At 74.0% G+C, this 14,091-nt stretch carries 9 protein-coding genes, 5 tRNA genes and 1 pseudogene; 6 read left to right on the top strand and 9 right to left on the bottom strand.

Annotated elements, in window-relative coordinates; genetic code table 11:
- Window positions 1-226: 226 nt before the first annotated feature.
- From OHV05_RS29840 to OHV05_RS29820, 5 genes are all read left to right on the top strand, one after another.
- Window positions 227-299: transfer RNA gene (locus OHV05_RS29840), tRNA-Gly, on the top strand.
- Between the two features lie 43 nt (window positions 300-342).
- Window positions 343-416, top strand: a tRNA-Cys gene (locus tag OHV05_RS29835).
- A 33-nt stretch (window positions 417-449) separates the two neighbouring features.
- Window positions 450-521: transfer RNA gene (locus OHV05_RS29830), tRNA-Val, on the top strand.
- A 42-nt stretch (window positions 522-563) separates the two neighbouring features.
- A tRNA-Val gene (locus OHV05_RS29825) sits at window positions 564-635 on the top strand.
- A gap of 42 nt (window positions 636-677) precedes the next feature.
- Window positions 678-749, top strand: a tRNA-Val gene (locus OHV05_RS29820).
- Window positions 750-960: 211 nt separating this feature from the next.
- Here OHV05_RS29820 and OHV05_RS29815 read toward each other — a convergent pair.
- Window positions 961-1,164, bottom strand: coding sequence for a hypothetical protein (locus tag OHV05_RS29815; protein WP_405020427.1), 204 nt, complete (start codon window positions 1,162-1,164; stop codon window positions 961-963).
- Between the two features lie 430 nt (window positions 1,165-1,594).
- Between OHV05_RS29815 and OHV05_RS29810 the strand changes: the two are divergent.
- Window positions 1,595-2,821 (top strand): annotated as a pseudogene (locus OHV05_RS29810) (serine/threonine-protein kinase); the annotation flags it as partial.
- 564 nt (window positions 2,822-3,385) lie between these two features.
- On the opposite strand, the gene OHV05_RS29805 reads toward OHV05_RS29810, so the two are convergent.
- From OHV05_RS29805 to OHV05_RS29770, 8 genes are all read right to left on the bottom strand, one after another.
- Entirely contained in the window at window positions 3,386-3,763 is a 378-nt protein-coding gene (locus OHV05_RS29805; protein ID WP_405020426.1) for a VOC family protein, read from the bottom strand.
- Window positions 3,764-3,913: 150 nt separating this feature from the next.
- Window positions 3,914-5,041, bottom strand: a complete 1,128-nt coding sequence (locus OHV05_RS29800; RefSeq protein ID WP_405020425.1) for an FAD-dependent oxidoreductase — start codon at window positions 5,039-5,041, stop codon at window positions 3,914-3,916.
- Window positions 5,041-5,736, bottom strand: a complete 696-nt coding sequence (locus tag OHV05_RS29795) for a TetR/AcrR family transcriptional regulator (protein WP_405020424.1) — start codon at window positions 5,734-5,736, stop codon at window positions 5,041-5,043. The genes OHV05_RS29800 and OHV05_RS29795 overlap by 1 nt, the downstream gene beginning before the upstream one ends.
- A gap of 94 nt (window positions 5,737-5,830) precedes the next feature.
- The gene (locus OHV05_RS29790) at window positions 5,831-6,637 is read right to left on the bottom strand and encodes a TrmH family RNA methyltransferase (RefSeq protein ID WP_405020423.1); all 807 of its coding nucleotides are present in this window, start codon (window positions 6,635-6,637) and stop codon (window positions 5,831-5,833) included.
- Window positions 6,638-6,882: 245 nt separating this feature from the next.
- Window positions 6,883-8,124 carry a uroporphyrinogen-III C-methyltransferase gene (gene cobA / locus OHV05_RS29785; RefSeq protein ID WP_405020422.1) on the bottom strand — a complete coding sequence of 414 codons (1,242 nt, stop codon included), beginning with the start codon at window positions 8,122-8,124 and terminating at the stop codon, window positions 6,883-6,885.
- Window positions 8,125-8,229: 105 nt separating this feature from the next.
- Window positions 8,230-11,460: a nicotinate-nucleotide--dimethylbenzimidazole phosphoribosyltransferase gene (gene cobT, locus OHV05_RS29780; RefSeq protein WP_405020421.1), complete on the bottom strand. Its 3,231-nt coding sequence runs from the start codon at window positions 11,458-11,460 to the stop codon at window positions 8,230-8,232.
- A 433-nt stretch (window positions 11,461-11,893) separates the two neighbouring features.
- Entirely contained in the window at window positions 11,894-13,153 is a 1,260-nt protein-coding gene (gene cbiE / locus OHV05_RS29775) for a precorrin-6y C5,15-methyltransferase (decarboxylating) subunit CbiE (protein ID WP_405020420.1), read from the bottom strand.
- Between the two features lie 264 nt (window positions 13,154-13,417).
- Window positions 13,418-14,020, bottom strand: coding sequence for a GNAT family N-acetyltransferase (locus tag OHV05_RS29770; protein ID WP_405020419.1), 603 nt, complete (start codon window positions 14,018-14,020; stop codon window positions 13,418-13,420).
- Window positions 14,021-14,091: the final 71 nt, after the last annotated feature.

The raw sequence follows: 14,091 nt of genomic DNA, 5'->3' as shown, positions 1-14,091 counted from the left end.
TACGGGACCCGGAGCGGGGAGGGACTGCGGTGGCTTGAAGTGTAGGTCGGAGGGGCTCTCCGGGGTCGGCCGCGGACCCGCCGGGGAGCTGACGGGGTGCCACTTCGGAGGCACCCGGGCGCCACGCTGCGGGAACGGAATTTGAGCTGGCCCAGGAATCCGCTAAAGTTCAACACGTCGCCGGGAAACGGAGCCGCAAACAAGCGGTGAAGTGACCGGGAGACAGGCGGACGTGGCTCAGTTGGTAGAGCATCACCTTGCCAAGGTGAGGGTCGCGAGTTCGAATCTCGTCGTCCGCTCGACGAAGAACAGTGTAGGGTCGTTCTTCTGTGTGTGTTGCCTGGTGGAGTGGCCGAGAGGCGAGGCAACGGCCTGCAAAGCCGTGTACACGGGTTCAAATCCCGTCTCCACCTCCAAGAGGTGTCCCTGGTTCGCCAGGGCCCCTCCCCGCGCGATTAGCTCAGCGGGAGAGCACTTCCCTGACACGGAAGGGGTCACTGGTTCAATCCCAGTATCGCGCACTCGGACCTCTCGGGTCCGACTGCTGTACCGCACCACCACCCGCGCGATTAGCTCAGCGGGAGAGCACTTCCCTGACACGGAAGGGGTCACTGGTTCAATCCCAGTATCGCGCACTCGGTCCCCTCGGGTCCGACTGCTGTACCGCACCACCACCCGCGCGATTAGCTCAGCGGGAGAGCACTTCCCTGACACGGAAGGGGTCACTGGTTCAATCCCAGTATCGCGCACCGCAGTTCGAAGGGCCGTGATCCGACACCGGATCACGGCCCTTCCTGCGTCCGGCAGTTGGTACGGCAGCAGGGGCCGGGTACGGGTCGCCCTCACCGACGACCCGTGCCCGGCCCCTGCTCGTGCTGCCGGAGTGCGGTGCACCGTCTCCGCCCGTCCGCGTTGTCCCTGACGGTGCACTCCCGGCCGACGCCGACCTCTCCCCAGAGGTCAGCGCCCGATCAGATCGGCGACGGCCCTGGTCTGTGTCGCCAGGTGCTCCCAGCCGCCGAAGAACAGCAGCAGGGCGACGGCGAAGGGGAGCACCATGGCCACGGCCACCGCCGGGTGCCGGGTGCCCTGCTCGATGGAGCGGGCGGGCGCCTGGCGGATCCCGATGCGGCGTCGGCCGGCTTCGGTGAGCTGGGTGGCCATGGTCGGTGCTCCTGCCTTCTCTGTCGTGGTCCCTGAGCTGGTGTCAGCGTCGCGGTGGGCGGTTCACCTCGGGGGACGAGCCGGGCCGCCCACCGCTGTGAACAAAGGTATGGGGAGCCACCGACGGGGTCGTCATGCCCGCGTACCGTCGGTGGGCATCCCCGAGGATGACGCCGGGTCACCCGGCGTACTACCGGAGGCGGAGACCGGGTGGCGGCGATCCCCGAGGCAACCCTGAGAGCTACCCCGAGGGGATGCTCCGGCGCTGGTCAGTGCGGCCGTCCGGGCAGATCCGACAATCCGACCGGCCTGCCGGGTGTTGCGTATCAGCACACCGCAGCACGGAGTCCGTAAGCTGTGCCGGAACAGGATTCTGACGGTGGCCCAACCGACGGGGTCTCACCCTTCAGGCTGACGGGAAGAACTGACTATGGCGATGATGCGGCTGAGGCGTGAGGACCCCCGCATCGTCGGCCCCTACCGGCTGCACCGTCGGCTCGGCGCCGGCGGCATGGGGGTGGTCTACCTCGGGTCGGACCGCAAGGGCCAGCGGGTCGCGCTCAAGCTGATCCGGGCCGAGTTGGCCGAGGACGCCGAATTCCGCACCCGGTTCGCCCGCGAGATCGCAGCCGCCTCGAAGATCCGGGGCGGCTGCACCGCTCGGGTGGTCGCCTCGGACATCGAGACCGAGCGGCCCTGGCTGGCCACCGCGTACGTCCCCGGGCCCTCGCTGTACAAACGGGTCGGCGAGGAGGGGCCGCTGCCCTGGCCGGAGGCGGCCCGGATCGGTGCCGCGCTGGCCGACGGGCTGGTCAAGGTGCACGAGGCCGGGGTGGTGCACCGCGACCTCAAGCCCTCCAACATCCTGCTCTCGCCCAAGGGTCCGCGGATCATCGACTTCGGCATCGCCTGGTCGCGCGGCGCCAGCACGCTCACCCACGTCGGCACCGCCGTCGGCTCCCCCGGCTTCCTGGCGCCCGAGCAGGTCAGGGGTGCGGCCGTGACGCCCGCCACCGACGTGTTCGCGTTCGGCGCCACCCTGGCGTACGCGCTCACCGGGGACTCGCCGTTCGGCTCCGGCGCCTCCTCCGAGGTGATGCTCTACCGGGTGGTGCACGAGGAGCCCGACCTCTCGGCCGTCCCGCCCTCGCTGGCGCCGCTGGTCCGGGCCTGCCTGGCCAAGGAGCCCGCCGAGCGGCCGGCTGCCGCGGCGCTGCACGAGCGGCTGACCGAACTCGCCTCCCGGGGCACCGTACTGGCCCCCGCCGCCCGCCGGGCCGGGCCGCCGGTGGGCGTCGCCGCCCGGCCGCAGCCGGTCCGCCGCCCGGCCGGTCCCGGCCGCCAGTCCAGCACCGCCCCGATGCCGCAGGCGCACGCCGCCGAGTCGCCGAGGGAGCGTCAGGACGGCCGCCCCGTACCGCCGCCACCGCGCCAGGGCGGCCCGCAGCGGGACCGCCAGCACACCCTGCCCGGCCGGCCCGGCGAGGCCAGGCGCCGACTGCTCCGGCAGCGGGTGGTGGTCTTCGTCACCGTCACCGTCGGGGTCGCGCTGGCCATCGCGGCGGCCCAGGGCTGCGAGAACCGCGGCAACCAGGGGCTGCCCCCGGCACCGGCGGTGACTGCGCCCGGCGCCTCGGGCCCGCCGCTCCCGGTCTCGATCGACGGCGTCCAGCCGTCCGCCGCTCCGTTCGCGGCGGTGGCCAAGGGCTCGGCCGACGCCGGGCTCGGCCCCGCCGTCGGGGTCACCCTGCCCACGGTGGACTGGCCCGACCGCAGCTACGCCGACCTCTCCGGCGGCCCGGCGATCCGGCTGCGGGACGGGCGTTCGGCGGTGGAGGGCGTGCAGGTCGCCCTCACCACCGTGCTGCCCGCGCGTTACCACGGCGCCCCGGCGGCCCTGGTGGTGCTGCGCCGGGCCGAGGGTTCGGCGCCGGTCGACCTGGTGCAGCTGTACGGCTTCAGCGGCGACACCCCCGTGCTGCTGGCCTCGCGCTCCTCGGTGGCCGATCCGCAGGCCACCGCGGCCTGGCGGATCGAGAGCGGCGCGCTGGTCCGGGAGGAGCGGGTCTCGCACACCGGGGCCGGTTCGACGACCCGTTACACCGTGCGCGGGGACGGGCAGTTGGAGGAGTCCTGGCCGGGCGCCGGGGTCTCCGGCGGCACCGGTGGCAACGGCGGGGCGGGCGGCAGCTGAGCGCCGCCGCCCGCCCCTGAGGGTCCGTCAGCCGCCGTACGGGCGGGTGATGATCTCCAGGCCGTGGCCCGCCGGGTCGAGGAAGTAGACCCCGCGCCCGCCGTCGTTGTGGTTGATCTCACCGGGCCGCTTGAAGTGCGGGTCGGCCCAGTAGGTGATCCCCGCCTGCCGGATGCGCTCGAAGGCGGCGGTGAACTCCTCCTCCGAGACCAGGAAGGCGTAGTGCTGCATCACGATCTCGACCGGGACGGCCGCGAAGTCGAGGGTGACGCCGTTGGCGGTGGCCACCGGGACGAACGGCCCCCAGGGGGTGCCGACCTCCAACCCGAGGACGTCGGCCAGGAACTGGCCGGACTCCTGCGCGTTCAGCGCGTGGACGATGGTGTGGTTGAGCTGGACTGCCATGAGTGGAATGCCTCCGAAGGCACTCACGACACCTCCATGCCTCACCCGGCCGGTGACCGGCACGCGATGTCGTCTGCGGACGATCCTAGGCCGCCGTCCGCCGCCGGTCGAGCCCGGTCGCCAACTCTGCCTCCCCGTCGAGGGGTTCGGTCAGCCGGCGAACACCTTGAGGAGGCCGAGCGGGGCGTCGTCCTGGAAGCAGAGCACCAGGTTGTCGGCCGACGCGGCGGCCGCGACCTCGGAGCGGGCGAACATCGCCTGCTCGTACGCCGCGAGGGCCGCCTCGGTGTCGGCCGGGTGGGCCGCCAGCGCGAGGGCGAGTTCGGCGCCGTCCAGCATCGCGAGGTTGGCGCCCTCCCCGGCGAACGGGGACATCACGTGCGCCGCGTCCCCGAGCAGGGTCACGCCGGGGACCCGGGCCCAGCGGTGGCCGACCGGCAGCGCGTGGATGGCCCGGGGCGTCAGGGCGCCGTCCGCCTCGGTGACCAGCGCGCGCAGGCTGTCGTGCCAGTGGGCGAACTCCGCCAGCAGTGCGGCCTTGGCGGCCCCGGTGTCGGTGAAGTCGACCCCGTCCGCCCAGTCGAGCGGCACCTTGAGACTGGCGTAGACGTGCAGGCTGCCGTCGCCCTCCCGGTGCGCCAGGAAGCCCCGGCCGCCGCCCAGCGCGAACAGCATGCCGCCCCCGACCACGGCGGCCTCGGCCGGGTGCCGGGCGTCCGCGTCCAACAGGTCGAGTTCGACCATCGTGACGCCGGTGTACGCGGGCTGGGCGTCGGAGAGCAGCGGACGCACCCTGGACCAGGCCCCGTCCGCCCCGACCAGCAGGTCGGCGGTGAACCGGCCGCCGTCGGCCAGGGCGACCTCGTACGGGCCGTCGTCGCCGGACCGGACCTCGGTGACCTTGGCGCCCCAGCGCACGGTGCCCTCGGGCAGCGAACCCAGCAGCAGGTCGCGCAGCCGGCCCCGGTCCACCTCCGGGCGGCGGCCGGCGCCGTCGTCCGACTCGGCGTGGTGGACCACGGCCTGACGGTCCAGCACCCGCATCGCCTCGCCGCCGGGGTGGACCAGTGCGCGGAACTCCTCGTACAGACCGGCGGCCCGCAGTGCGACCTGGCCGGACTCCTCGTGGATGTCGAGCATGCCGCCCTGGCCCCGGGCCGCCGGGGAGGACTCCAGGTCGTACACGGCCGCCGGGATGCCGTGCACGTGCAGGACCCGGGCCAGGGTGAGGCCGCCGAGGCCGCCTCCGACGATCGCGATCGGGTGGTGAGTGGTCATCACGCTGCTCCTTCGGTGGGGTGCGGGGCCGGGGTGTGCAGCACCCCGTTGATCTGGACCTGGATGCCCCAGGAGAGCCGCTGCCGCGGGGCGCCGGAGACCAGCTCGGGGGCGAGCGCGGCGGTCCGGGGGTGGGTGTCCGGGTCGGCGCCGTGCAGGGCGCGGGTCAGGGTGTCCCACTCCTCCCGGGCGTCGGCCGCCTCACCCCGGGTGGCGTGCTCGGCGGCCGTGGCGGTGGCGTACTGGAGCAGCACGTCCACGCCCCAGGCCGCCTGACGGTCCGGCACCCCGCCCTGCTCCAGCAGGGTCAGCAGGGTCTCGACCAGCCGCAGGTAGTGCCCGCCGCTCGGGCGGGCCACCAGGGCCGAACGCGCCAGCGCGGGGTGCGCGAGCAGCACGGTGGTGTACTCGGTGAGCAGGCCCTCCAGGCGCTCGCGCCAGCTGCCCTCGGTGGGGGTGGCGAGGGTGCCGAGCAGCTCGTCCAGGATCGCCGCGTGCAGCTCGGCGGTGTTGGCGACGTAGACGTAGAGCGAGGCCGGGCCGGTGTCGAGCTCCTGGGCCAGCCGGCGCATGGTGACCTTCGGCAGGCCCTCGGCCCGCATGATCTCCAGGGCGGCGGCCAGGATGCCGGCCCGGCTCAGGGCGGGCTTGGCCGGGCGTTCACGGCGGCTACGCGGTTCGGTGGGCGGGGTCATGCCTCCACCGTAACGAACATGTTCGCTCCGAACAAGGCCGTGACGAACATGTTCGTCCGATGAAGTGACGAAGACCGCCGGATCCGGCCCGGGCTCAGATCCCGGCGTTCACGGCGTAGAAGGTCACGGCGGCGGCCGCGCCGACGTTCAGCGAGTCGATCCCGTGCGCCATCGGGATCCGGACCCGGCGGTCGGCGGCCGCGAGCGCCCGGTCGGTCAGGCCGTCGCCCTCGGCACCGAGCATGACGGCGGCCTTCGGGATCAGGTGCGGCGCGGCGGCGGGCAGGTCGTCCGCCCCGGCCGGGGTGAGCGCGAGCAGCTCGAAGCCCGCCGCGCGGACGGTCTGCAGCGCGGCGGGCCAGGGGTCCAGCCGGGCGTACGGGACCGCGAAGACCGCGCCCATCGAGACCTTGACGGCCCGTCGGTACAGCGGGTCGGCGCAGTCCGGCGAGAGCAGGACGGCGTCCATCCCGAGGGCGGCGGCACTCCGGAAGATCGCCCCGATGTTGGTGTGGTCGACCAACCCCTCCAGGATCGCCACCCGGCGGGCGGTGGCCAGCAGTTCGGGGGCGGTCGGCAGCGGCTTGCGCTCCATCGAGGCCAGCGCGCCCCGGTGCACGTGGTAGCCGGTGACGGCCTCGGCCAGGCCCGGTTCGACCACGTGCACGGGCGCCGGGGTGTCGGCGATCACGTCGGCCATCACGTCGAGCCACTTCGCGGTGAGCAGCATCGACCGCATCCGGAACCCGGCCGCCACCGCCCGGCGGATCACCTTCTCCCCCTCGGCGATGAACAGGCCCTCGGCGGGTTCGCGGCGGCGCCGCAGCTCGACGTCCGTCAGGTCCGTGTAGTCGGAGAGCCGGGGGTCGGCGGGGTCGGTGATCGCTTCAGGTTCAGCCACGCCGTCGATCTTGGCACACGGGACGGAGGACACGGCTCGGGGCCGCGCCTTTGGCAGGCGGCCCAGTTGCACTATCCAGGGGCTCGGGGAACTGCGAGGAGATCTGGCGTGCGGGTCACTGCAAAAGTTCCCGACCACCTACGCGACGCTCACCTTGCAAGGGCCAGCCTCGCAGTTCCCCGAGCCCCTGGACCGTAGATGCCGAGCCACTTGCCAGAGGCAGAGCCCCGGGCCCCTGTAGTTGCCTAGCCGGGTTGCCCGAGGACGTGGACGACGGCGCCGATGACGATGACGGCAGGGGGCTTGATGCCCTCGGTGGTGACCACCTCGGCGACCGTGGCGAGGGTGGCGTCCACCCGGCGCTGGGCGGCGGTGGTGCCTTCCTGGACCACTGCGACCGGGGTGTCGGCGGAGCGGCCGGCCTCGATCAGGCGGGCCGCGATCGCGCCGATCTTGTCGACGGCCATCAGCAGCACCAGGGTGCCGGTCATCCGGGCGGCGGCGTCCCAGTTGGTCAGCGAACGCTCGTCGGGGCCGACGTGGCCGGAGATCACGGTGAACTCGTGCGTCATGCCCCGGTGGGTGACCGGGATGCCGACCGCCGCCGGGACGCTGATCGAGCTGGAGATGCCGGGCACCACGGTGACCGGGATGCCCGCCTCGACGCAGGCCAGCAGCTCCTCGCCGCCCCGGCCGAAGACGTACGGGTCGCCGCCCTTGAGCCGGACCACGAACCTGCCCGCCTTGGCGTGCTCGATCAGGGTCCGGTTGATCGCCTCCTGGGCCATGTAGCGGCCGTACGGGATCTTGGAGGCGTCGATCACCTCGACGTGCGGCGGGAGTTCGGCGAGCAGCTCGCGCGGGGCCAGTCGGTCGGCGACCACCACGTCCGCGTCGGCCAGCAGCCGGCGGCCGCGCACGGTGATCAGGTCGGGGTCGCCCGGGCCGCCGCCGACCAGCGCGACGCCCGCGCCGTGGGCGCGGAACTGACGGGCCGCCAGCGAACCGTCCCGCAGGCCCTCGACGATGGAGTTGCGCAGCGCGGCGGAGTGCCGGGGGTCGCCGGTGAGCACCGAGACGGTGGCGCCGCCGTCCCGGCCGGAGGCCGGGGTCCAGGCGGAGGCGGCGGAGGCGTCGTCGCTGCGGGCGCAGAACACCCGCAGGCGCTCGGCCTCGGCGGAGACGGCGGTGTTGACGGCCGGGTCGTCGGTGGCGACCAGCGCGTACCAGGTGTCCGCGAGGTCGCCCTCGGCGTAGCCCCGCCGGTGCCAGGTGAGCTCGCCCGCGTCGGCCATCGCCTGCACGGCGGGGGTGGTGGCGGGCGAGATCAGCTGGATGTCCGCACCGGCCGCGATCAGCGCGGGCAGCCGGCGCTGGGCCACCTGGCCGCCGCCGACCACGACGACCCGGCGGCCGGTGAGCAGCAGGCCCACGGGGTACGGGGTACGGCCCTCGGTGCTGGGGTGGGGGTTGGGCGCGGTGCTCATCGGTGGTGCTCCTGGGGGCGGAGAGGAGAGGGTTCTGCGGGGGGTACGGCGGCACGACCCCGCACCGGCGCGCCCTCGGGCCGGTACGGGGTTTCTGCGGGTACGTCAGTTCTTCTCGGTGACGCCGGCGGAGTCGAAGGTGGCTACATCGTGCATCGCCCGGGCCGCACTCTGCACCAGCGGGAGGGCCAGCAGGGCGCCGGTGCCCTCGCCGAGCCGCAGGTCCAGCTCGATCAGCGGGCGCAGGCCGAGCTTGGCCAGCGCGGCCTGGTGGCCGGGCTCGGCCGAGCGGTGTCCGGCGATGCAGGCGGCCAACACCTCGGGGGCGATGGCCTTGGCGACCAGTGCGGCCGAACCGGCGATCACGCCGTCCAGGATCACCGGGGTGCGCAGCGAGGCGGCGCCGAGCAGGAAGCCGGCGATCGCCGCGTGCTCCAGACCGCCGACCGCCGCCAGTACGCCGATCGGGTCGGACGGGTCCGGCTGGTGCAGCGTCAGGGCGCGGCGGATCACGTCGATCTTCCGGGCGTGCGTCTCGTCGTCGATGCCGGTACCGCGACCGGTCACCTCGGCCGGGTCCACCCCGGCGAAGACCGCGATCAGGGCGGAGGAGGCGGTGGTGTTGGCGATGCCCATGTCGCCGGTGATCAGCACCTTGTTGCCGGCCGCGACCAGGTCGCGGGCGGTCTCGATGCCGACCTCGATCGCCTTCAGCGCCTCGTCCCGGCTCATCGCCGGACCCTGCGTCATGTCGTCGGTGCCGGGCTTGACCTTGCGCGGCAGCAGGCCGGTGGTGCGGCCCTGCTGGATCGGGTCGGGCAGCTCGGCGGCGACGCCGACGTCCACCACGCAGACCTCGGCCCCGACCTGGGCGGCGAAGGCGTTGACCACCGCTCCCCCGGCCAGGAAGTTGGCCACCATCTGGGCGGTGACCTCCTGCGGCCACGGGGTGACGCCCTGGGCGTGCACGCCGTGGTCGCCCGCGAAGATGGCCACGCAGCCGGGCTCCGGGATCGGCGGCGGGCACTTCCGGGACAGACCGCTCAGCTGGGCGGCGATGATCTCCAGCATGCCGAGCGAACCGGCCGGCTTGGTCATCCGCTTCAGCCGGTCCCACGCCTCGCCGAGCGCCTTGGCGTCCAGCGGACGGATGCCGCGCAGGGTGTCGGCGAGCAGACTGGACGGCTCCTCGCCGGGCAGCGCGCGGTTGCCGTACTGCTCCTCGTGCACCACCCAGGAGAGCGGGCGCTTCTTGGCCCAGCCCTGCTGCTGGAGCTCGGGTTCCTCGGGGAACGAGTCCACGTAGCCGACGCAGAGGTACGCGACCACGTCGAGGTGGTCGGGCAGGCCCAGCTCGCGGACCATCTCCTCCTCGTCGAAGAAGCTCACCCAGCCGACGCCCAGACCCTCGGCGCGGGCGGCCAGCCAGAGGTTCTCCACCGCGAGGGCGGCCGAGTACGGCGCCATCTGCGGCTGGGTGTGGCGGCCCAGGGTGTGCCGGCCGCCCCGGGTGCGGTCGGCGGTCACCACGATGTTCACCGGGGTGTCGAGGATGGCCTCGATCTTGATTTCCTTGAACTGCTTGGCCCGCGCTTTGGGCAACGAGTCGGCGTACGCCACCCGCTGACGCTCCGCCAGTTCGTGCATCCGGCGGCGGGTCTTGGCCGAACGGATCACCACGAAGTCCCACGGCTGCGAGTAGCCGACGCTGGGCGCGGTGTGCGCGGCCTCCAGCACCCGGATCAGCACCTCGTGCGGGATCGGGTCGGGGCGGAAACCGTTCCGGATGTCGCGGCGCTCGCGGATCACCTGGTGGACGGCGTCGCGGCCGGCCTCGTCGTAGGCGGGGGCGGCGGGGCCCCGGTCCACCTCGGGCTCGGGGTCGCTCTCGGGCTCGGCCTCTTCCACGGCCGCCGCCACCGGGGTGACCTCCGGCTCGGGCCGGGCCTCGGGCTCGGGCTCGACCACGGCTTCGGGCTGAACGGCCACCGGCTCGGGCTGGGCCGGCTCCGGGGCCGGGAACTGGGCCGGGAAGGACGCGGGCGTCAGTTCGCCGCTGACGGTCTCGGCGGACGGGACGGGCTCCGGGCGGGGCTCTGCCTCGACGGTCGGCAGACCGTGCGGGGCCGGGGCGGCCAGGAACGCGGAGATCCGGCCCGGCTGCCGGGCCGGAGCGGCGGCCTGGGCCGGGATCGCGACGGGCTCGGCCGGGGCTTCGACCGGCGCTTCGGACACTGCTTCGACCGGGGCTTCGACGGCGATCGGCTCGGCGACCACGGGCTCCGGGACCTCGACGACCGTGGGCTCGACGGCCACCGGCACCTCCACGGGTGCCTCGACCGGGACCTCGGCAACGGGCTCGACCGCCACCGGCTCGACCACGACCGGCTCGACGACGGGAACCTCGACCGCCACGACCGGCTCGACCACCACGGGGACCGGCTGCGCGGCCGGGACCTCGACGGGCTGCTCGACCAGGACCGGGGCCGGAGCCTCGACCGGCACCTCGACGGCCACCGGCTCGACCACGACCGGCTCGACGGCCGGAGCCTCGACCGCCACCGGCTCGGCGATCACGGGCTCGACCGCCACGGGCTCGACCACGATCGGCTCGACGACGGGAACCTCGACCGGCACCACCGGGACCTCGACGGCCACGACGGGCTCGGCCACGACCGGCGCAGGCTCCACCGGAGCGGGCGCGGCCACCGGAACCGGCTGGACCACCACCGGCGCGGGCACGATCGGCACGCCGTACGCCGGGGTGCTCCCCGAGGGGCCCCGGTCGGCGAGCGAGCGGACCGGGACGTGGCCGGTCATCAGTGAGGGGTCCGGGATCGGCGGACCGGCGTGCAGCGGGCGGCGCGGCGGCTGAGGGGCCGTCACCTGCTCGCGCGCCGGGGCGGCGGCCGGTCGGCCCAGGGACTCCGGGGCGGGTTGAGCAACCGGTTCTGCAACCACGGGGGGCACGCCGACGGCCGGCGGGGTGAGCGGCGGCCAGGAGGGCTCGACCGGCTGGCCGAGCGGGGCCGCGAGCGGCTCCTCGACCGCACGGAGCGTCATGGTGTCGGCCGGCGGAGCGGTGACGGCGGGGTCGCTCATCAGGACCGTCTCGACCGCCCCATGCACCGCCGCATCGCCCCAGGAGACCTGCGGACCGGGCATCAGGAGCACGTCCTCGTCCTCGTCCAGCCCGTCCGGCTGGTCGAGGAAGGTGTAGGCGGGATGGGGATCGGCACCCGGCGCCGGGACGCCGTCCGGGCGGCCGAGCGGGTCGGCGCCGCCGAGCAGGTGCTCGGGCAGGCCCTCGCTGAGGACGTGGCCGCCATCGGTCATCTCAAAGCTCCTTCCGGGCGCTGCCGCACCCTTGGCGCGGTGATCGCCGACCGCCGCGCCCAATTCTCCGCTCGGGGCGGGCCGTGCTCCCGCCCGTTCATCCGTCCGTCCTCCGGCCCGACGTCCGCCGTGCCGTGCTCCCGACCGGTGCGCTGCCCGTGGGAGGGGTGGCACACCATCAGAAACAACGACAGCCCGGGACAACCGGCACGACCGCACCGGGGCCCGATGGCATTCTTCCGGGCCGACCTGCTTCACGTCGAATGTCCGAGACCGCTCCGGCCTGTGGGTTCCGCCACGTCAGAAAGGTGGCAGACAGGACGAACTGGACACGAACCGTCGATCGCAAGCGCACTCGAAGGGCTTACCCTACCGGCCATCCCCGATCGACTTCCGAACCGGTGTCCGATTCGCGCGGCTTGTCGAACAGCCGTCAGGAGCCCTGTTCGCCCCAGAGGACCAGGCTCTGCTCCCCCGGCCCGAGCCCCAGCCCGGGTGCGCTGCCGTGCGCCGGACCGAGCGGCGCGGACTGCAGGAGTGCGCCGTCCACCCGGTATCCCGCGCCCGCGATGGCGGCCCGGATCTCCTCCGCCTCGCCCAGCGAGTGCGCGACCGCGACCAGCCGCTCCGGCCGGCGGTCGAGCACCGCCCGGACCACCTCGGCACCGCCGGACTCGACCACCACAGCGTCAGGTTCGGGCAGTCCGCCGAGCACCTCGGGGCCCACCCCGTGCACCACCTCGACCTCGACCCCGTACCGGCGGGCGTTCACGGTGATCTGCGCGCAGGCCGAACGGGACGCCTCCACCGCCACCACCGCAGCACCGAAACGTCCGATCTCCACAGCCAGCGCGCCACTGCCCGCGCCCACCGCCCAGAGCAGCTCGCCGGGCACCGGACCCAGCCGGGCCAGCGCCAGCGCGCGGACGTGCGGGGGCAGCGCGGTGCCGGCGGCACCCGCCGGGGCCGCGCCGCGCTCCGCACCCGCGTACGCCTCGGCGTCCAGTGCCCAGCCCCGGTCCGGCCCGGGGAAACCGAGCGGACGGCCGGCCAGCCAGCCGGAGGTCTCGGCCGGCGCGTGGTTCGGACCCGCGCCGCCGATCACCAGCACCACCGCCGGGTCACGCCAGTCGTGGTCCGGCACCCGGTCCGAGGTGAGCACCGTGACGTCCTCGTCGTCGGTCCCGAGCGCCTCGCACACCACGAACGTGCGGTGCACCCCACGGAGCATCAGCGCGAGCTCGCTCGGCCCGGCCCCGGCGGTGGTGAGCACCGCGACCTTCGGGTACGCCCGGCAGATGTTGGCCGCCCGGCGCAGCCGCCCGCCGTGCGCACTGACCACCTGGGCGTCCTCCCACGGCATCCCGGCTCGGGCGAAGGCCGCGGCCACCGAGGAAACCCCTGGCAGCACTTCGAGTTCGAGCCCGTACTCGGGACGGCGCAGCTCCCGGACCACCCCGAAGTACCCCGGGTCGCCCTCGGCCACCACCACGGCGGCGCCCCGGTGCTCGGCGATCCGGCGGGCGGCCTGCTGCACACTGCCCAGCGGCAGCCGTTCGGCACCGGCCGGGACCGGCAGCGCGGCCAGCTGAAAGGGCGCCCCGGCCACCAGGGTCGCGCCCGCGAGGGCCGAGGCGGCTGCCTCGGTCAGTGGAGTGCCGTCCCACCCGATGACCGTGATCCGGTCCGCCATCTACCGCTGCTCCCTCAGTCCACCTGACGGCCGGTCGGCCCCCGCCCCGAGGCTACCGGCTGGCACCCACCGAACACGGCAAACTCGCACAGCCGTACGGGCTGCACCTTCGCAGGGGCGCAGCTTTTGGCAGGGCGCTCGGTTGCACTGTCCAGGGGCTCGGGGCTCTGACCGTAGATGCCAGAACGCCTGCCTACCGTGCAGCCCCGAGCCCCTGGACCGTAGATGCTCGGGCGCCTGCCAAAGGTCCAGCGGGCTGAGCGTTCAGCGGCCGGCCGCGAAGTGCGGTTCGCGGGGGTGCACCGGTTCGAGGTCTTCCGGGAGGAGGCTCCAGAGGATCAGGTCGGTGCGGCTCTCCTCGCCGTCCCGCACTATCCAGGCGCTCCGCAGGACGCCCTCGCTGATGCAGCCGAGCTTCTGGGCCACCTGCTGCCCGGCGGTGTTGCCCGCGGCGGTGCGCAGTTCGAGCCGGAGGAAGTCCCGGTCCTCGAACAGCCACTGGGCGACGCCGTTCACCGCTTCGGGGGCGTAGCCTTCGCCACGGGCCCAGGCCGCGGTCACGTAGGTCGCCTCGGTGGAGCGCAACCGCCAGTCGGTGCAGCGCAGTTCGACCACGCCGACGACCCGCTGGGTGAGGTTCTCGGTGACCGCGAAAACGATTCCGCGCCCGTCCGCCCGGCGGGCGGGGGCCAACTCCCGGATCCACTCCAGGGCGTGGCCGTCCGTGAAGGGCTGCGGGATGGCGGTCCAGGCGTGCACCTGCTCGTCGGCCATCATGGCCACCAGGCTGGGCGCGTCCGTCTCCACGAGGGGGCGCAGCAGCAGCCGCTCGGTGCTGATCGCGGTCTCGGGGAAGCTCGCTGCCATCCGTCTCTCTCCTCGCCGGGTCGTGAACTTCACGGTACGCCCCGCCCTGTGCGGGCCGTGACACGGTACCC

It is taken from the genome of Kitasatospora sp. NBC_00070 (assembly GCF_045041205.1).
GTDB lineage: Bacteria > Actinomycetota > Actinomycetes > Streptomycetales > Streptomycetaceae > Kitasatospora.
The sequence above is the reverse complement of the archived record's forward strand: the minus strand, read 5'-3'. Positions and strand labels throughout refer to the sequence as shown.

What these genes read in the sequence shown, in the direction of transcription:
- OHV05_RS29805 (WP_405020426.1), bottom strand. Translation starts at nt 3,763, where the DNA reads ATGGCAGTCCAGCTCAACCACACCATCGTCCACGCGCTGAACGCGCAG.
- cbiE (WP_405020420.1), bottom strand. Translation starts at nt 13,153, where the DNA reads ATGGCGGACCGGATCACGGTCATCGGGTGGGACGGCACTCCACTGACC.
- cobA (WP_405020422.1), bottom strand. Translation starts at nt 8,124, where the DNA reads ATGAGCACCGCGCCCAACCCCCACCCCAGCACCGAGGGCCGTACCCCG.
- OHV05_RS29800 (WP_405020425.1), bottom strand. Translation starts at nt 5,041, where the DNA reads ATGACCACTCACCACCCGATCGCGATCGTCGGAGGCGGCCTCGGCGGC.
- OHV05_RS29770 (WP_405020419.1), bottom strand. Translation starts at nt 14,020, where the DNA reads ATGGCAGCGAGCTTCCCCGAGACCGCGATCAGCACCGAGCGGCTGCTG.
- cobT (WP_405020421.1), bottom strand. Translation starts at nt 11,460, where the DNA reads ATGACCGATGGCGGCCACGTCCTCAGCGAGGGCCTGCCCGAGCACCTG.
- OHV05_RS29815 (WP_405020427.1), bottom strand. Translation starts at nt 1,164, where the DNA reads ATGGCCACCCAGCTCACCGAAGCCGGCCGACGCCGCATCGGGATCCGC.
- OHV05_RS29795 (WP_405020424.1), bottom strand. Translation starts at nt 5,736, where the DNA reads ATGACCCCGCCCACCGAACCGCGTAGCCGCCGTGAACGCCCGGCCAAG.